Annotated in this window: 12 protein-coding genes and 2 pseudogenes; 10 read left to right on the forward strand and 4 right to left on the reverse strand. The window is 71.5% G+C overall.

Annotated features, from left to right (window positions below; genetic code table 11):
• Window positions 1–160, forward strand: a pseudogene (locus tag AC2CJA_RS14510) (peptidyl-tRNA hydrolase); the annotation flags it as partial.
• A 14-nt stretch (window positions 161–174) separates the two neighbouring features.
• On the opposite strand, the gene AC2CJA_RS14515 reads toward AC2CJA_RS14510, so the two are convergent.
• Complete coding sequence (locus AC2CJA_RS14515) at window positions 175–1,851, reverse strand: BCCT family transporter (protein ID WP_484603112.1); 1,677 nt, start codon at window positions 1,849–1,851, stop codon at window positions 175–177.
• A 205-nt stretch (window positions 1,852–2,056) separates the two neighbouring features.
• Between AC2CJA_RS14515 and AC2CJA_RS14520 the strand changes: the two are divergent.
• Window positions 2,057–3,362 (forward strand): annotated as a pseudogene (locus AC2CJA_RS14520) (MbnB/TglH/ChrH family RiPP precursor modification enzyme).
• A gap of 37 nt (window positions 3,363–3,399) precedes the next feature.
• Here AC2CJA_RS14520 and AC2CJA_RS14525 read toward each other — a convergent pair.
• The 3 genes from AC2CJA_RS14525 to AC2CJA_RS14535 form a co-directional block, all read right to left on the reverse strand.
• The gene (locus tag AC2CJA_RS14525; RefSeq protein ID WP_484603113.1) at window positions 3,400–3,612 is read right to left on the reverse strand and encodes a DUF397 domain-containing protein; all 213 of its coding nucleotides are present in this window, start codon (window positions 3,610–3,612) and stop codon (window positions 3,400–3,402) included.
• Window positions 3,609–4,262 carry a helix-turn-helix domain-containing protein gene (locus AC2CJA_RS14530; protein ID WP_484603114.1) on the reverse strand — a complete coding sequence of 218 codons (654 nt, stop codon included), beginning with the start codon at window positions 4,260–4,262 and terminating at the stop codon, window positions 3,609–3,611. The genes AC2CJA_RS14525 and AC2CJA_RS14530 overlap by 4 nt, the downstream gene beginning before the upstream one ends.
• Window positions 4,263–4,441: 179 nt before the next feature.
• Window positions 4,442–4,741 carry an NIPSNAP family containing protein gene (locus AC2CJA_RS14535; RefSeq protein ID WP_484603115.1) on the reverse strand — a complete coding sequence of 100 codons (300 nt, stop codon included), beginning with the start codon at window positions 4,739–4,741 and terminating at the stop codon, window positions 4,442–4,444.
• Window positions 4,742–5,044: 303 nt separating this feature from the next.
• Between AC2CJA_RS14535 and AC2CJA_RS14540 the strand changes: the two genes are divergently transcribed.
• The 8 genes from AC2CJA_RS14540 (at window position 5,045) to AC2CJA_RS14575 (ending at window position 14,850) form a co-directional block, all read left to right on the forward strand.
• The gene (locus AC2CJA_RS14540) at window positions 5,045–6,229 is read left to right on the forward strand and encodes a hypothetical protein (RefSeq protein WP_484603116.1); all 1,185 of its coding nucleotides are present in this window, start codon (window positions 5,045–5,047) and stop codon (window positions 6,227–6,229) included.
• Between the two features lie 153 nt (window positions 6,230–6,382).
• Window positions 6,383–6,670 carry a hypothetical protein gene (locus tag AC2CJA_RS14545; RefSeq protein ID WP_484603117.1) on the forward strand — a complete coding sequence of 96 codons (288 nt, stop codon included), beginning with the start codon at window positions 6,383–6,385 and terminating at the stop codon, window positions 6,668–6,670.
• 156 nt (window positions 6,671–6,826) lie between these two features.
• On the forward strand, window positions 6,827–7,246 hold the full coding sequence (locus AC2CJA_RS14550) for a hypothetical protein (protein WP_484603118.1): 420 nt from the start codon (window positions 6,827–6,829) through the stop codon (window positions 7,244–7,246).
• Complete coding sequence (locus AC2CJA_RS14555) at window positions 7,243–7,887, forward strand: hypothetical protein (RefSeq protein WP_484603119.1); 645 nt, start codon at window positions 7,243–7,245, stop codon at window positions 7,885–7,887. The genes AC2CJA_RS14550 and AC2CJA_RS14555 overlap by 4 nt, the downstream gene beginning before the upstream one ends.
• Complete coding sequence (locus AC2CJA_RS14560) at window positions 7,887–12,584, forward strand: putative T7SS-secreted protein (protein WP_484603120.1); 4,698 nt, start codon at window positions 7,887–7,889, stop codon at window positions 12,582–12,584. Before AC2CJA_RS14555 ends, AC2CJA_RS14560 begins: the two co-directional genes overlap by 1 nt.
• A 5-nt stretch (window positions 12,585–12,589) precedes the next feature.
• Window positions 12,590–12,916 (forward strand): hypothetical protein, encoded by a 327-nt coding sequence (locus tag AC2CJA_RS14565; RefSeq protein ID WP_484603121.1) that lies wholly within the window; start codon window positions 12,590–12,592, stop codon window positions 12,914–12,916.
• A gap of 485 nt (window positions 12,917–13,401) precedes the next feature.
• The gene (locus AC2CJA_RS14570) at window positions 13,402–13,641 is read left to right on the forward strand and encodes a hypothetical protein (protein ID WP_484603122.1); all 240 of its coding nucleotides are present in this window, start codon (window positions 13,402–13,404) and stop codon (window positions 13,639–13,641) included.
• Between the two features lie 516 nt (window positions 13,642–14,157).
• Complete coding sequence (locus tag AC2CJA_RS14575) at window positions 14,158–14,850, forward strand: glycoside hydrolase family 11 protein (RefSeq protein ID WP_484603123.1); 693 nt, start codon at window positions 14,158–14,160, stop codon at window positions 14,848–14,850.
• The last annotated feature ends 64 nt before the right edge of the window (window positions 14,851–14,914 follow it).

Consider the following 14,914-nt stretch of genomic DNA (forward strand, 5'->3'; position numbering starts at 1 on the left):
GCTCGCGGTCCGCGCCGCCCCGCGCGGGCAGTGGGAGCGGCTGACGGAGTCGGGCCTGCCGGTGGTGCGCGACGCCGGCTTCACCGAGATCGCCCCGGGCTCGGCCACGGTCGTGGCCGAGCACCCGGCGCTCCCGGCGCGGCCCGGCCGAGACGGCTGAGGCGGCCGAGGGGACTACCGCCCGCCCTCGAAGGCCTCTCCCCCGGCGCCCTCGGCGCCACCGGAGGTCTCCCCCTCGCCGTCCCGCTTGCCCGCGCCCCACTCCCGCGTCCTGCGCTCCCGCTCCATCCGCCGCCGCAGCGCGGCGGGCGGGCCGGTGAGCTCGGGGAAGTCCGTCCGCAGCGCGCGGACCAGCGAGTACATCATCAGGAAGGCCAGGACGAAGAACGGCAGGCCGAGCACCGTGATCACCTCGGCGAGCGCGTCCAGGCCGCTCTTGCCGGTGGCCGCGATCAGCGTCCCCGCGACCACGCCCTCGGTGATCGCCCAGAACACCCGCTGCCTCGTCGGCCCGCCCTCCTCCCGCTGTCCGGCGCTGAGCATGTCCACCACCAGGGACGCCGAGTCCGAGGAGGTGGTGAAGAAGATGACCACGATCAGCACCGAGAGGGCCGAGACGAAGGTGGTGAGCGGGTAGTTCTCCAGGAAGGTGAAGAGCGCGCCGGGGATGTCGCCCTCCTCGACCACGTCCCGCACCAGCCCGCCGGCGCCGTTCATCTCGATGTCGATGGCGGACAGCCCGAAGACGCTGAACCACACGATGGTGAAGGCCGTGGGCAGGGCGAGGACGCCGAGGACGAACTCGCGGATCGTGCGGCCCCTGGAGATGCGGGCGATGAAGATGCCCACGAACGGCGACCAGGTGATCGTCCAGGCCCAGTAGAACACCGTCCAGGTGCCCTGCCATCCGGTGTTGGCGAAGGTGTCGTTCCAGAAGGCCAGCGAGACCAGCGAGGACAGGTAGACGCCGACGTTCTCGATGATCCCCTTGGCCAGGAACAGCGTCGCCCCGGTGGCGAGCACGAAGAGCATCAGCCCGACGGCCATGACGATGTTGATGTTCGACAGCCGCCTGATGCCCTTGTCCAGGCCGTAGACCACCGAGGTGGTGGCGATGGCGGTGATCACGGTGATCAGCAGCACCTGGACCAGCGAGTTCTCCGGCAGGCCGAACAGCCGCGCCAGTCCGCTGTTGATCTGCATCGTCCCCAGACCGATGGAGACCGCGACGCCGAAGAGCGTGCCCATCACCGCCGCGATGTCCACGATCCGGCCCGTGGTGCCGTACACCCGGTCCCCCAGCAGGGGATGCAGCACGGAACTGACCCGGAAGGGCATCCCGCGCACGTAGACGAAGTAGGCGAACGTCAGCGACGGCAGGCAGAAGATCGACCAGGTGTGCAGGCCGAAGTGGTACAGCGAGTAGGCCATCGCCATCCGGGCGGCCTCGGTGCTCTCCGGCTCGACGCCCTGCTGGGGCGGCTCGGCGAAGTGGCTGATCGGCTCGGCCACGCCCCAGAACATCAGGATCGTGCCGATCCCGGCCGCGAACAGCATCGCGAACCAGGTCCGCCTGCTGTACTCCGGGCGGCCGTCCTGGTCCCCCAGGCGGATGTGGCCGTAGCGGCTGACGGCGATCCAGAGCAGGTAGACCAGGAAGGTCGTCACGCCCAGGATGTAGAACCAGCCCAGGTTGGTGAGCAGCCAGTCCGAGGCCGTGGCGAAGATCCGGTCGACCTGCTCCGTCAGCGAGATCGCCGCGACCACGAACAGCACGGTGAGCCCGGCGGAGGTGAAGAAGATGACCGGATCCGTACGGAGCCCCAGTAGGCGCTGCAACTTTTCCAGCATGTACCTCTCCCTGGAGGACTGGTCCGATTTTCGTCGTTTTCCGGTCCGGTGCGGGCACGACACACAGGCGCCGGCCGCGAACGGACCGGGATGGGGCCCCGGCGAAAGCTCAGGTGAAGCTCTGAACTCCGCCGCGCGGGATTGGTGATCCCTCTGCCCGGAGATGACAACCCCACACGGGGAGGAGCCGTCGAGGGGGGCGGGCGTGGCACGACTGGGTACGGGGATCGGCTGGCGGCCGGGAATCGCGGACGCGGTCGAGGCGCTGCCGGATGTCGGCTGGGTGGAGGTGGTCGCGGAGAACGTCTGCCCCGGCCACCTTCCGCCGGCGCTGGTACGGCTGCGCGAACGCGGCACCACCGTGGTGCCGCACGGGGTGGGGCTCGGGCTCGGGGGCGCTCAGCGGCCCGAGCCCGCCCGGCTGGCGGCGCTGGCGCAGCGGGCCGAGGCTCTGGAGGCGCCGCTGGTCACCGAGCACATCGCGTTCGTCCGGGCCGGGGGGCCGGGGACCGGGGCGCCGGCGATGGAGGCCGGGCACCTGCTGCCGGTGCCGCGTACCCGCGACGCGCTGGAGGTGCTCTGCGAGAACGTCGTGATCGCCCAGGACGCGCTGCCCGTGCCGCTGGCGCTGGAGAACATCGCGGCCCTGCTCCCCTGGCCCGGCGAGGAGCTGACCGAGGCGGAGTTCCTGACCGAACTGGTGGACCGCACCGGCGTCGGTCTGCTGATCGACGTCGCCAACCTCCACACCAACCGCGTCAACCGCGGCGAGGACCCGCTGGCCGTCCTGGACGGCCTGCCGCTGGACGCGCTGGCGTACGTGCACGTGGCGGGCGGTGTGGAGCGCGACGGGGTGTGGCACGACAGCCACGCCCACCCGGTGCCGGAGCCGGTACTGGAGCTGCTGGCCGAGCTGTGCGCGCGCACCGGTCCGCCGGGGGTACTGCTGGAGCGCGACGACGACTTCCCCCCGCGGGAGGAGCTGGCCGCCGAACTGGCGGCCGTACGGGGCGCGTTCGAGGGGACGGCGCGGAGCGCGGGAGGCGCCCGTGTCTGATGCCCGCCCCACTACCGGACCCGGTCCCGTGACCGGCTCCGACACTGACGCGGCCCGCCACCGGCTGGCCGCCGCCCAGACCGCCCTGCTGGGGGCCCTGGTCGCCGGCGGCCCCGCGCCCGCCGGCTTCGACCCCGCCCGGCTGGAGGTCCAGCGCCGGGCGCTGGTCGCCAAGCGGGCCTCCGTCATCGCCGGTATCGCGCCCGAACTGCCGCGCGTCCTGGGCGAGCGCTACCGCCCGGCGTTCGCCGCCTACGCCCGCGGCCGCCCCATGACCGGCGGGTACCGCCCGGACGCCATGCGCTTCGTCGCGCACCTGCTGGAGTCCGACTCCACCCTGTCCCGGCACCAGCGCCGCCGCCTGCGCCGCTGGTACCGCGAACGCTCCGGCCGGGCCCCTCGGGGGTGGGGCCCGGCCGGTCTCCTCCCCCGCCTCCTGCGGCGGGGCACGTAGCGGGCCCGCGCGGACGCGGCCGGGGCGGCGGCTTTACTCAGCCCCGCTCCGCCGCACGCGCGACGAACGCAGCCCACCCGTCCCGGCCGATCCGGAGTATGGGCCCGTCGCCCGCGGCCTTGGAGTCCCGTACGTACACGGCGTCCGGACCGGTCGCCACCTCGACGCAGTCCCCGCCGTCCGATCCGCTGTGGCTGCTCTTGAACCAGTGCAGCTCGCCCATGTTGCCGGTCACCTGTTCCGCGCTCATGTCTCTACCACCAGCCGCTCGATGAGTCGTGCGGACTCCTCGATGTTCCGCAGTGCGCTGACCTCCAGCAGACGTCGCCACTGCTCGCGCATGGCCTCCGGGCCGCCCACAAGATCGCGCAGCGCCTCCTCGCCGAGGATGAACGACAGCTCCGCCATCGGCACGCGCGTCAGCAGCTTCTGGCGGCTGAGCCGGGCCTCGGTGTGCTGGTCGAGGGTCTCCTCGCCCAGCGGCGGGCAGTGCCCGCCGAAGACCGCCCGCGCGTAGCCCTCCGCCTGCGGCAGGCCCGGCACCAGCAGCGGATCGTAGGAGAAGCGGCTCAGCGCCTCCGACTCCAGGAGCGCGAAGTTGCGGAAGAAGCGCGGCAGTTTGGCCCGTTCCACGTCGTCCTGGAGGACTTCCAGGACGCCCCGCGCCCCCAGCGCGCGGTCCGCCGCGATCGTGAACGCGGCCTTCGCCGGCCGCCGTCCCTGCTCGACCGGGGCGACCTGCTCCAGCGAGTAGCCGATGGCGTCCCCGAGCTGCTGCTGGTTCAGCCCGGCCTGTTTCCTGAGGTGTTGAAGGAGCCTGCCGTAGGCCGACCACACCCCCGGCGGATCGCCGCTGTCCTCCTTCACCCGCACCGCGTGACCGTTCCGCGTGTCCCGCACCGCCCTCACGTCCCTCCGTCCCCAGGTCCGTCCCGCTCGTCCGAGCCCCCGGCGGCTTCCGCCGTCCGTCACCGCCGGGGGCCATGTCCAACGCGGCCCGCGCGGGCCGGGGCACGGCCCGGGACCCGTACAACACCCGTACGAGGTCCGGTTGTACGGGCCGGCGGCGGCGCGTGCGGTCAGCGGACCCGCTCGACCGTCCGGCCGTCGGTGTGGGTGAGGTAGTCGTCCGGGTCGAGGTCCATGGCCTTGCGCCGGGGCGAGGCCCAGTACACGGCGTCGCGTTCCTCGAACCTCCCGGGGCCGTCGTAGGAGATCAGCCGGACGAACCGGTTGCGTTCCCGGTCCACCCGGGCCCCGCCGATCGTGAAGCCCGGTGCCAGGCGCAGCGGGACGATCTCCTCCCGCCACCGTTCCACCCACTCGTCCGGCGTTCCGTCACGGACGGTGTGCGTGCGCAGTTGTGTGGTCCTCGCCAAGGCGGGCGTCCTCTCCGGTCGAGGGCCGCCGCCCACATGATCGGGAGGCGGCCCGGTGTCGCGGACTCGCGCCATCGTCCGCCGCCCGCCACCTTCCGTTTCGCGGGACCGGGAGGAAGAAGCGGGGTACATACGTCCAGGCCATCACCCCTTCGGGGGTGCTGGGAGGCAACCGCCCAGCGTGGGGCCGCCCGTTCCGCCAACACCGGCGGCGCGGAACCGTCTTGGCCGGAAAACGCCTGCGTCGCCCGATCGGGCCCAGGGAAAGGATCGGCTCGTCACTGAAAGCGACAAGGGGGTTGCGTGGGGTTCGGGCAAGAGTGGAAAGAGCGCTTCGAGGAGAAGCTCGACGCCTACGGCGGGAAGCTCGGCGAGATCGACGAGGGGGTCGCGGCGGTCCGTACGTCGCTCGCCGAGGCGGACGAGGACAGGTCGGCATCGCCGTCGCCGCAGGTCTCGGACCAGGAGCTCTACAAGCTCCGGGAGACCGTCTCCACCGGGACCATGGTCCTGCGAGAGGAGAACCGGGAACTGCGCCGGCGGCAGGAGAGGATGCTCAGCGACCTGAAGGACCTGCGTCTGGAGATCACCGGTGGCCGGACTGGGATGCACCCGACATCCTCCCCGGCTCTCCCGGAAGCCGATGACTCCGACAAGGCGGGCGAGGTCGTCGAGGCCAGAGGCGAAACGGGGGAGGCGGCCGGGTTCCCGCCGTCGTCCCCACTGAGCGAAGCACCCGAGACACAGGACAGCCGACGACAGGAGGAGTGCGTGGAGCGGGAGCCGGACGGCGGGCGGCGGGAGACCGGGAACGGCGTACCGGCCACCTCGGCCGGGGCGACTTCCTCCGGGGAGACCGAGGAGACGCCGGAAGAGCGCATGAGGACGGTGAAGAAGGCCGCCGAGCGGGCGCTCCGGAACCGTTCCGAGGATGCCCGCGGCCGTACCGACCGCACAGCCGTACCCCCGGCGGCGGACGGCCGGCGGCTCCACGGCGTCCACGCGGGCGGCGGGGGCGGGAACGGACCGCGGCCGGGGCCGGAGGACGGCCGGGAGACACCGCCCGACCCGCTGGCAGAGCACGCGGAGCTGCTGCTGAACGCCGCCGGGGTGTCGCGCGCCGAGCTGGTCTGCCACCGCGACACCTGGGGGTTCCTACTCGTCCAGACCGTCCAGCACCCGCGCTTCCGCGTCCCCGGAACGGTCGAGGACGTTAACAGCGGGAACGTACGGACGCACCTGTCCGGGCCCTCGCTCATCGCGGCCCTGATCAGCCTCTGGAAGGCTCGCGAGAAGTCGAGCGAGGAGGTGGACGCGGACTGGGCGATGGCCGTCGTGCTCTACGACCGCATCCGCGACCGGCTGACCGAAGCCGGGCCCGGCGGCGGACGCCGCACCGTCCGCATCGTGCTGGACGACGGGGACGGGCCGGAGGAGACGGCGGCGGCCGCCGAGCCCTCCGCCGGGGAGGAGCCGGAGGCCGCCTGACCCCGCCCGCTCACACCGCTGCGGGCCGGCCGGCGTCCCGCCCGCAGCGGTGCGGGACCGGGTTCAGTGCCCCGCCGCGAGTGCGACGAGAGCGGCCCACCCGTCGCAGTCGACCCCCGGGGCCCGCCGACCGCCGCGGACGCGGTTCAGCCGGTGAAGGCGTACGAACGGTGGCTGGAGCGGATTCCCTGGGTCCACTCGGCGGCCGTACTGGGCGAGAGCGGCCCGGAGCAGGGTGACGAACGGCACCGTATCGCCACCCTGCGCAACTGTCGCAGCCTCATTCCGCTCGCGCACGACGCGAGGAAACCCATGTTCGACCTCAAAGCGGCCGACGGTGCTCTCGGCAGTACGCAGAAGTACGTGCAGACCTGTTATCGGGAGTTCCGCGGCCTGGCGGAGAAGGTGCTGGCCCGTACGGAGGGACTCGACGGCGGGTGATCGGCCGGTCCGCCTCCTGCCGCTCACCGACGGGGGCTGTGCGACCGTGCCCTGGCGGCGACCGTCACAACGCTGTCGTATTCCGGTCGGTCAACCGCTTTGCGGAAATACACTGTTGGCCGACCGGTCGGGGTGGTCGTCGAACGGGGGCACGGGGTGGGACTCGTCGGGGAGATGGCCGCGGTGCGCGCGGGGCGGGGGAATCCCCGCGCGATGGTGGGCGAGTTCCGCCGTACCGCCGTGCTGGTACCGCTGATGGGCGGTGGGCTGCTGACCGCCGTGTACGGGGGCGTGCGCTGGATCCACGCGTTCACCGACGAGGCGGCGATGGCCCGCTTCGCCCGTCTCAAGGGCGCCGCGCCCGGTGAGGAGTGGGAGTACGCGGCGCTGCTGGGGGCCCGGCTGCTGGACGTCGTCATCCCTTCCATGGACGGCCCGGCCGGGGTGGTGGTCAACGCCGCCGACGAGAACGGCTCGATGCTGTTCCCGCCGGCCAGAGGCATCGTGCCGGACGCGGCGGCGGTGGACACGGGTACGGAGAGCGGCGGCGCGGAGCGGGACGGGGGCGCGCGGTGAGCGGTGACGGGGACCTGAAGTTCTCCAAAGAGGCCCTGGACCTCATCACCAAGGGCCTGAACGGGGCGATCGACGAGCTGAAGGGAGTGGGGAGTTCGACCACCGGCTCTGTGCAGGGCGCGGGCTTCGACTCGATGGCGATGACCGCCATGGAAGCCGGTCACTCGGGCCTGGCCAAGGACTTCGAGGGCTTCTGCGATGACTGGGCCTGGGGCGTACGCACCCTGATCATGGACGCCAACGGGCTGGCGGCCCGGCTGGGGCTGGCGGCGGGCATGGTCCACGCCGAGGACCAGTACTGGCAGGGCACCTTCAAGGTCGCGGCCAACTCCTTCGTCGGCAACCCCCACCTGTCCGAGGGCGGGATCATCCAGCGGGAGTGGGGCGAGCTGGTCTCCTTGGACAGCTACAAGCCCGACTACGGCATCGAGTCGTTCCAGCAGGCCGGCCATGAGATGGCGCAGACCTGGAAGGACACCGGCCGCACCGTGCTGACCGAAGGCCAGGGCGGGGAGCGGACGGAGTTCCTCAACGAAGCCCTGGGCGTCGACGACCAGGCTTTCGACCGGGCGGTGGACGACGCCTTCGGCCCCTCACCGGAGGAGCGGGCACAGCGGCAGGGCGGCGGGGGTGAGGGCTGATGGGCTGGCGTGACTTCGTTCCCGACGTCATCGAGGACAAGGCCGAGCAGGGTGTCGAGCTGATCGGCGAGGGGGTCGAGAAACTGGGGGACGCCGGTGCCGACCTGCTGGAGGAGGCCGGCTGGGAGTCCGGCGCGGACTGGGTGCGGGACAAGTCCCGCTCCGCGGCCAACGCGATGGGCGCCGACGTCGACGAACTCCAGCTCGGGCAGACGGAGGACCCCGAGAAGCTGATCCACGGCAGCGCCTCGAAGCTGCGCTCGACCGCGGGTCACCTGAAGGAGTTCGCCAAGGCCTTCGACCGCGTCGGGCGTGGCGTCAAGGGCCTGGACTCCGGCGACCTCCGGGGCGAGGCGGCAGACGCCTTCCGCACCAAGGCGGCCCAGGAGCCCCCGAAGTGGTTCAAGGCGGCAGAGGCCTGCGAGAAGGCCGCCGGCGCGCTGGAGGACTTCGCGGGCACGGTGGAGTGGGCCCAGGGCCGGGCGAAGGAGGCGGTCTCCAAGTACAAGGCGGCCGTCAAGGCGTCCGAGGACGCGCGGGAGGCCCACAACACCAAGGTCGACACCTACAACAAGGACGTCAAGGCGTACAACGCCAAGGTGGAGGCCGGGCAGGACCCGGGCACGCCGCCGGTGTGCCCGGCCGCCTTCAAGGACCCGGGTCCGGCCGGGGCCGAGGCGGCCGAGGAGATCCTCTCCGAGGCCCGCAAGCAGCGTGACACCGCCGCGGAGAAGGCCCGCTCGGCCGTGCGGGCCGCCCGGGAGACGGCGCCGGCCGAACCGTCCTACGGCGATCAGGTCAAGCTCGGCGTGGTCGGGGTCGGGATGGACGCCTCCCACTTCTACGGCGGGGTCATCAAGGGCACCACCGGCCTGGTCTCCTTCGTCCGCAGCATCAACCCCACCGACCCGTACAACATGGCCAACCCGGCCGAGTACGCCACCAGCCTCAACAGCACCCTCTCCGGACTGGTCCTGGCCGCCAACGACCCGTGGGGCGTCGGCCGGCAGATGGTCACCGACTTCATGAAGGACCCGGCCGAGGGGCTGGGCCGGCTGGCGCCCGACGCGGCGCTGACAGTCGCGACCGGCGGCGCCGGGGCGGGCGTCAAGGGCGTGCGGATCGCGGCGGAGGCCGCGGACACGGCCGCCGACGCGGGCAGGGCCCGCCGCGCCCTGGACAGGGACGGCCCGGAGCAGCACGGCAGCAAGCCGGAGGAGCGCGACTCCGGCGGCACGGACCCGGTGGACCTGGCCACCGGAAAGATGTTCCTGCCGCAGACGGACATCACCCTGCCCGGCGCGATGCCGCTGGTCTTCCGGCGGTACGTGGAGTCCGGGTACACCGCCGGGCGGTGGTTCGGGCCGTCGTGGGCCTCCACCGTCGACCAGCGGCTGGAGGTGGACGCCGAGGGCGTGGTGTTCGTCGCCGAGGACGGGCGGCTGCTGGCGTACCCGCATCCGGCCCCCGGCGTGCCCACGCTGCCGTCGGCCGGCTCGGCGCGGATGCCGCTGGAGCGCACCCCGGACGGCGGCTACGCCCTCACCGAACCGGACACCGGCCGGGTGCGGCACTTCGCACCCCCCGCCGGGAACGGAGACGGCGGGGTGGACGGTGTGGCGCGGCTGGAGCAGATCACCGACCGAGCCGGGCACCAGATCCTCTTCGTCCACGACGAGGCCACCGGCGCGCCGCTGCGGATCGAGCACAGCGGCGGCCACACCCTGCACCTGACCGTCGAGGACGGCCGCGTCACCGCCCTGTCGCTGGGCGATCAGGTGGTCAGGCGCTACGGCTACACCGACGGCCACCTCACCGAGGTCGCCGACTCCTCGGGGCGGCCGCTGCGCTTCGAGTACGACGACGAGGCCCGGGTGACCGCCTGGACCGACTCCAACGACCGGCGCTACGACTACGTCTACGACAACCTGCACCGGTGTGTCGCCGAGGGCGGCACCGAGGGCCACATGCAGGTCCGCATCGCCTACGACGGGACCGACCCGGACACCGGCCACAAGGTCACCACGCTGACCACCGCCGCCGGGCACGCCACCCGCCATGTGATCGACGACCGCTGCCGCACGGTCGCCACCACCGACCCGAACGGCCACACCACCCGCTACACCTACGGCGACCACCGGCAGCCGCTGACCGTCACCGATGCCCTGGGCCGCACCACCGCCTTCGCCTATGACGAGCTGGGCCGCCTCACCGGCCTGACCCGCCCGGACGGGCGGCAGATCACCGTCACCCGCGACGGGCTCGGCCTGCCGGCCGAGGTGCGCGAGGCGGACGGGGCGGTGTGGCGGCACACCTACGACGGGCGCGGCCTGCGCACCGCCACCACCGACCCGGCCGGCCACACCACCCGCTACACCTACGACAGGCGCGGCCATCTGGCCTCGGTCACCGACGCCCTGGGCCAGACCACGTCCGTACGCTGCGACGCGGCCGGGCTGCCGGTCGAGATCACCGACCCTCCCCCTGCCTCCGGCGGGGGGACCCCCATGGGTGCCGTCACCCGCTACACCCGCGACGCCTTCGGCCGCCCCACCGCCATCACCGATCCCCTGGGCGCGGTCACCCGCCTGGAGTGGACGGTCGAGGGCAGGCTCGCCCGCCGCACCGGCCCGGACGGAGCCGAGGAGCGCTGGGAGTACGACGGTGAGGGCAACCGCGTCCGTCACACCGACGCGGCCGGCGGGGTGACCACGTACGAGTACACCCACTTCGACCTGCTGGCCGCCCGCACCGGTCCGGACGGGGCGCGCCACACCTTCGAGCACGACGCAGAGCTGCGCCTGACCCGCGTCACCAACCCCCAGGGGCTGAGCTGGTCGTACGAGTACGACCCGGCCGGGCGCCTGATATCCGAGACCGACTTCGACGACCGCACCCTGTCCTACTCCTACGACGCGGCCGGTCAACTGGCCGCCCGCACCACCCCGCTGGGCGAGACAGTCGCCTTCGCCCACGACGAGCTGGGCCGCCTGGTCCGCAAGGAGGCCGGGGGCCGGGTCACCACCTTCGCCTACGACGCGGCCGGACGGCCGGTGGAGGCCGTCGGGCCCGACGCGGAGGTGCGCTGGCACCGCGACCGGCTGGGGCGGGTGAAGACCGAGCTGGTGAACGGCCGGGCCCTGTCGCTGTCCTACGACGCGCTGGGCCGCCGTACCCGCCGCACCACCCCCACCGGGGCGGTGTCCTCCCTCGCCTACGACGCGGCCGGCAACCGCACCGCCCTGACCACCTCCGGCCGCACCCTGGACTTCACCCACGACGCCGCCGGGCGCGAGACCGCCCGCCGTATCGGCGAGCACCTCACCCTGGCCCAGTGGTGGGACCCGGCCGGGCGCCTGACCGGCCAGGCCCTCACCGCCGGGCCGGAGAACGCGGTCACCGTCCAGCAGCGCACGTACCACTACCGGCCGGACGGCCACCTCACCGCCGTCGACGACCTCCTGTCCGGCCACCGTGCCTTCGACCTCGACCCGGCCGGCCGCGTCACCGCCGTCACCGCGGCCGACTGGAGCGAGACCTACGCCTACGACGCGGCCGGCAACCAGACCTCCGCCTCCTGGCCCGCCGGGCACGCCGCCGCCGACGCCACCGGCGAGCGCGCCTACACCGGTACCCGCCTCACCCGCGCCGGGCGCTTCCGCTACGAGTACGACGCGGCCGGCCGCACCGTCCTGCGGCAGCGCGTCCGGCTGTCGAGGAAGCCCGACACCTGGCGCTACGAGTGGGACGCCGAGGACCGCCTCACCACCGTCACCACCCCGGACGGCACCGTCTGGCGCTACCTGTACGACCCGCTGGGCCGCCGCATCGCCAAGCAGCGTCTCGCCTCGGACGGCGAAACCATGGCCGAGCAGGTGGACTTCACCTGGGACGGCCCGGTCCTCGTCGAGCAGACCACCACCTCACCCGAGCTGCCCCACCCGGTCGCCCTCACCTGGGACCACGCCGGCCTCACTCCCCTGGCCCAGACCGAGCGCCTCCTCGACCCCGGCGACCAGAGCGAGATCGACCGGCGTTTTTTCGCCATCGTCACCGACCTGGTCGGCGCTCCCACCGAACTCGTCGACGACACCGGCACCATCGCCTGGCACACCCGCACCACCCTGTGGGGCACCACCACCTGGAACCGCGACGCCACCACCTACACACCCCTGCGGTTCCCCGGCCAGTACCACGATCCCGAGACCGGCCTGCACTACAACTACTTCCGCTACTACGACCCGGCCACCGGCCGCTACACCACCCCCGACCCCCTCGGCCTGGCCCCCGCCCCCAACCCGGCCACCTATGTCCACAACCCCCACACCTGGACCGACCCCCTCGGCCTTACACCTGACTATCCTCAGAACAGCCGGCTCGGAAGACTGCGTAATATTACGCTGGACGAAGACGGAAGCCCCTTGGGCTACGAGGACAGCAAGGGGGTACAGATGGTCACCCCGAAACAGATCGACGAAATAAGCGCCTCGATTCGCGAGAGTCTTGGAGCCCCGGACTCGATTAAGCAGGTACCAGGGAAGGGAAGCGTTGAAGTCTGGAACCTGGAAGGCGGAAACGTGAACTACCGCAACTTCAGCTCCTCCGGCGGGAAGGGAGACGTGACGATCGACTTTACCGGGGATCTGAAAGGAGAACTTGGCTTCAGGCGCTACCACGCAACCCGCGATGAGGAGTAAACACAATGTCCACTTCTTCATTTGAAGAAGAACTGGAGTATCTCTACGATTACGCAAGAAAGGGACTATTGTATTTCGTCCCGGTATGGGACTCCGCCGAGACACTGGCAGGCAAGGGAGCTCAGGACTCACAGGTCCGGCAGATCGCTCTGGAACTGATCGGCGCGCTGATTGACCGAGGAGTCAGGGTTGGGGGGATCAGCCAGCACGAGGATCACGACATCGATCCGTGGGACACCGACAAGGAGACCGTCCTTTTCCGGGTAGCCGAAGAAATGAAGCAGACGGATGACCCGCTGGATTTCATCGATATCTGCGGATTCAGGGCGTAAGCATCTGGTCGCTCTGCCCAGCACCATGTACTGAATCCAGTGCGGGCTTCACCTGGGACAGCCCGATCCTCGTCGATCAGCCGACCCGGACGAAGTTCTTGCTCGCCGCAAAGACGATGGGACCGTGGCAGCTTGTGCCGCCCATGATTCCGATGACCCGCCGGAAAAGGTAACTCTTTTGGATGGCCGGTGAGCTATGGTGATCTGGCACGAGACTGTCTTGCCGGGCAGGTAGATTGATCTTGTGACCGACATCCAGCAGCCGCAGCCCTCGTATGAGGATTTGGCCGCACCGGTCGCGGAGTTGAAGCTCTTGGTTTCCGCGCGGGCCGCGGCGGACTCGCACAACTCCTCCAAGCCGCCGTCGAGTGACGGACTGGGCAAGAAGCCTGCGTCAAAGTCGCTGTGGCAGCGGCCGGGCCGCGAGCCGGGCCGGCCAAAGGAGATCCTGGCGGACGGCTGGAGTGCAGGCCGCCAATCCGGACGTGATAGCCGATCACCGTACTTCCGCGTGCGGTGGCGGCGGGGCCGGAATCGACGACGGGCAGGGCACGGGATTCCGGGCCCGTCAGGTCTTCGACCTGTCCGCCGTCCGTCCCGAGGTGACCCGGCACCGGCTGCGTACGGCCGAGAGGGTTCTGCGCAACCAGCGGGAGGGCCGGCGCCGGGCCGGGATCCTGCATCGGCTCGTGACCCGCGTGATCGAGGACTACGGGGACCGGTAGGAGCCAACGCTATCGCCGAGGTGGGAGGGGCGGGCGGGTTCGCGCGGGAGCGCACCCGGCTTCTCGGCGCCGGTCGGGCGCAGGCGCGTCGCGTCGCACTCAGCACCTCGGAAGGTTTCCGGAAATTTTTAAGGCGATGTCCTTCCCGTTGCCGCCAGACCCAGAGTCCCTTCACCCCACCCTGACGGACGAGAGCCACAACCCCTGCTCGACCAGGAGCTACTCTTCTTCGCCAAAGATCCAACAGGGCGCCAACTCTCGTAAAACTTCCGGGAACTGTTGACAACTCAGGGGTGTCGGACGAACCTATCGGCATCGACAGGCCCCACCGCTGTCGAGCCGGGTCACCCGCCGTGGCCCGGTCATCCGGTCGCCACCCCCACGACGACCGGCATCCCCCCCACCGTCGTCGATACGACGCCGGCGCGCGGTGGCCCCCCACGGCCGCCGACGGTACGCCGGGTCGTGTCGCGCTGCCCGGCCCCGGGGCCGGCCTTCGCGAGGAGGAAGCGAAGCATGGACAGGAACGACGCCCCCACCCCCGAGCCGATGAGCCGCAGGGGCTTCGTCGGCCGCGCCGGCGCCCTGGCGGTCGCCACCTCCGGGCTGATGCTGCCGGGCACCGGCACCGCCCACGCCCAGACCGTCACCTCGAACCAGACGGGCTACCACAACGGCTACTACTACTCGTTCTGGACCGACGCCCCGGGAACGGTCTCCATGACCATGGGCTCCGGCGGCAACTACAGCACCTCGTGGCGCAACACCGGCAACTTCGTCTGCGGCAAGGGCTGGGGCAACGGCGGCCGCCGGACCGTGCGCTACTCGGGCAGCTTCCACCCGTCGGGCAACGGCTACCTGTGCCTGTACGGCTGGACGTCGAACCCGCTGGTGGAGTACTACATCGTCGACAACTGGGGCACCTACCGGCCCACAGGGGAGTACCGGGGCACGGTCAGCACCGACGGCGGCACGTACGACATCTACAAGACGACCCGCTACAACGCCCCCTCCGTCGAGGGCACCAGGACCTTCGACCAGTACTGGAGCGTCCGGCAGCAGAAGAGGACCGGCGGCACCATCACCACCGGCAACCACTTCGACGCCTGGTCCCGGGCCGGGATGCGGATGGGCGGCTTCGACTACTACATGATCATGGCGACCGAGGGCTACCGGAGCAGCGGCAGCTCCAACATCAACGTGAGCTGACGGCGGCGCCCCGGCCGGGGTTCACGCGAGAGCCGCACCCGTGGCGCGGCGGCGAGGGCCGCCG

Source organism: Streptomyces sp. ATLC9, from assembly GCF_057196705.1.

Coding starts and splice junctions, on each gene's coding strand:
- AC2CJA_RS14515 (WP_484603112.1), bottom strand. CDS start 1,851: ATGCTGGAAAAGTTGCAGCGCCTACTGGGGCTCCGTACGGATCCGGTC.
- AC2CJA_RS14525 (WP_484603113.1), bottom strand. CDS start 3,612: ATGAGCGCGGAACAGGTGACCGGCAACATGGGCGAGCTGCACTGGTTC.
- AC2CJA_RS14560 (WP_484603120.1), top strand. CDS start 7,887: ATGGGCTGGCGTGACTTCGTTCCCGACGTCATCGAGGACAAGGCCGAG.
- AC2CJA_RS14565 (WP_484603121.1), top strand. CDS start 12,590: ATGTCCACTTCTTCATTTGAAGAAGAACTGGAGTATCTCTACGATTAC.
- AC2CJA_RS14575 (WP_484603123.1), top strand. CDS start 14,158: ATGGACAGGAACGACGCCCCCACCCCCGAGCCGATGAGCCGCAGGGGC.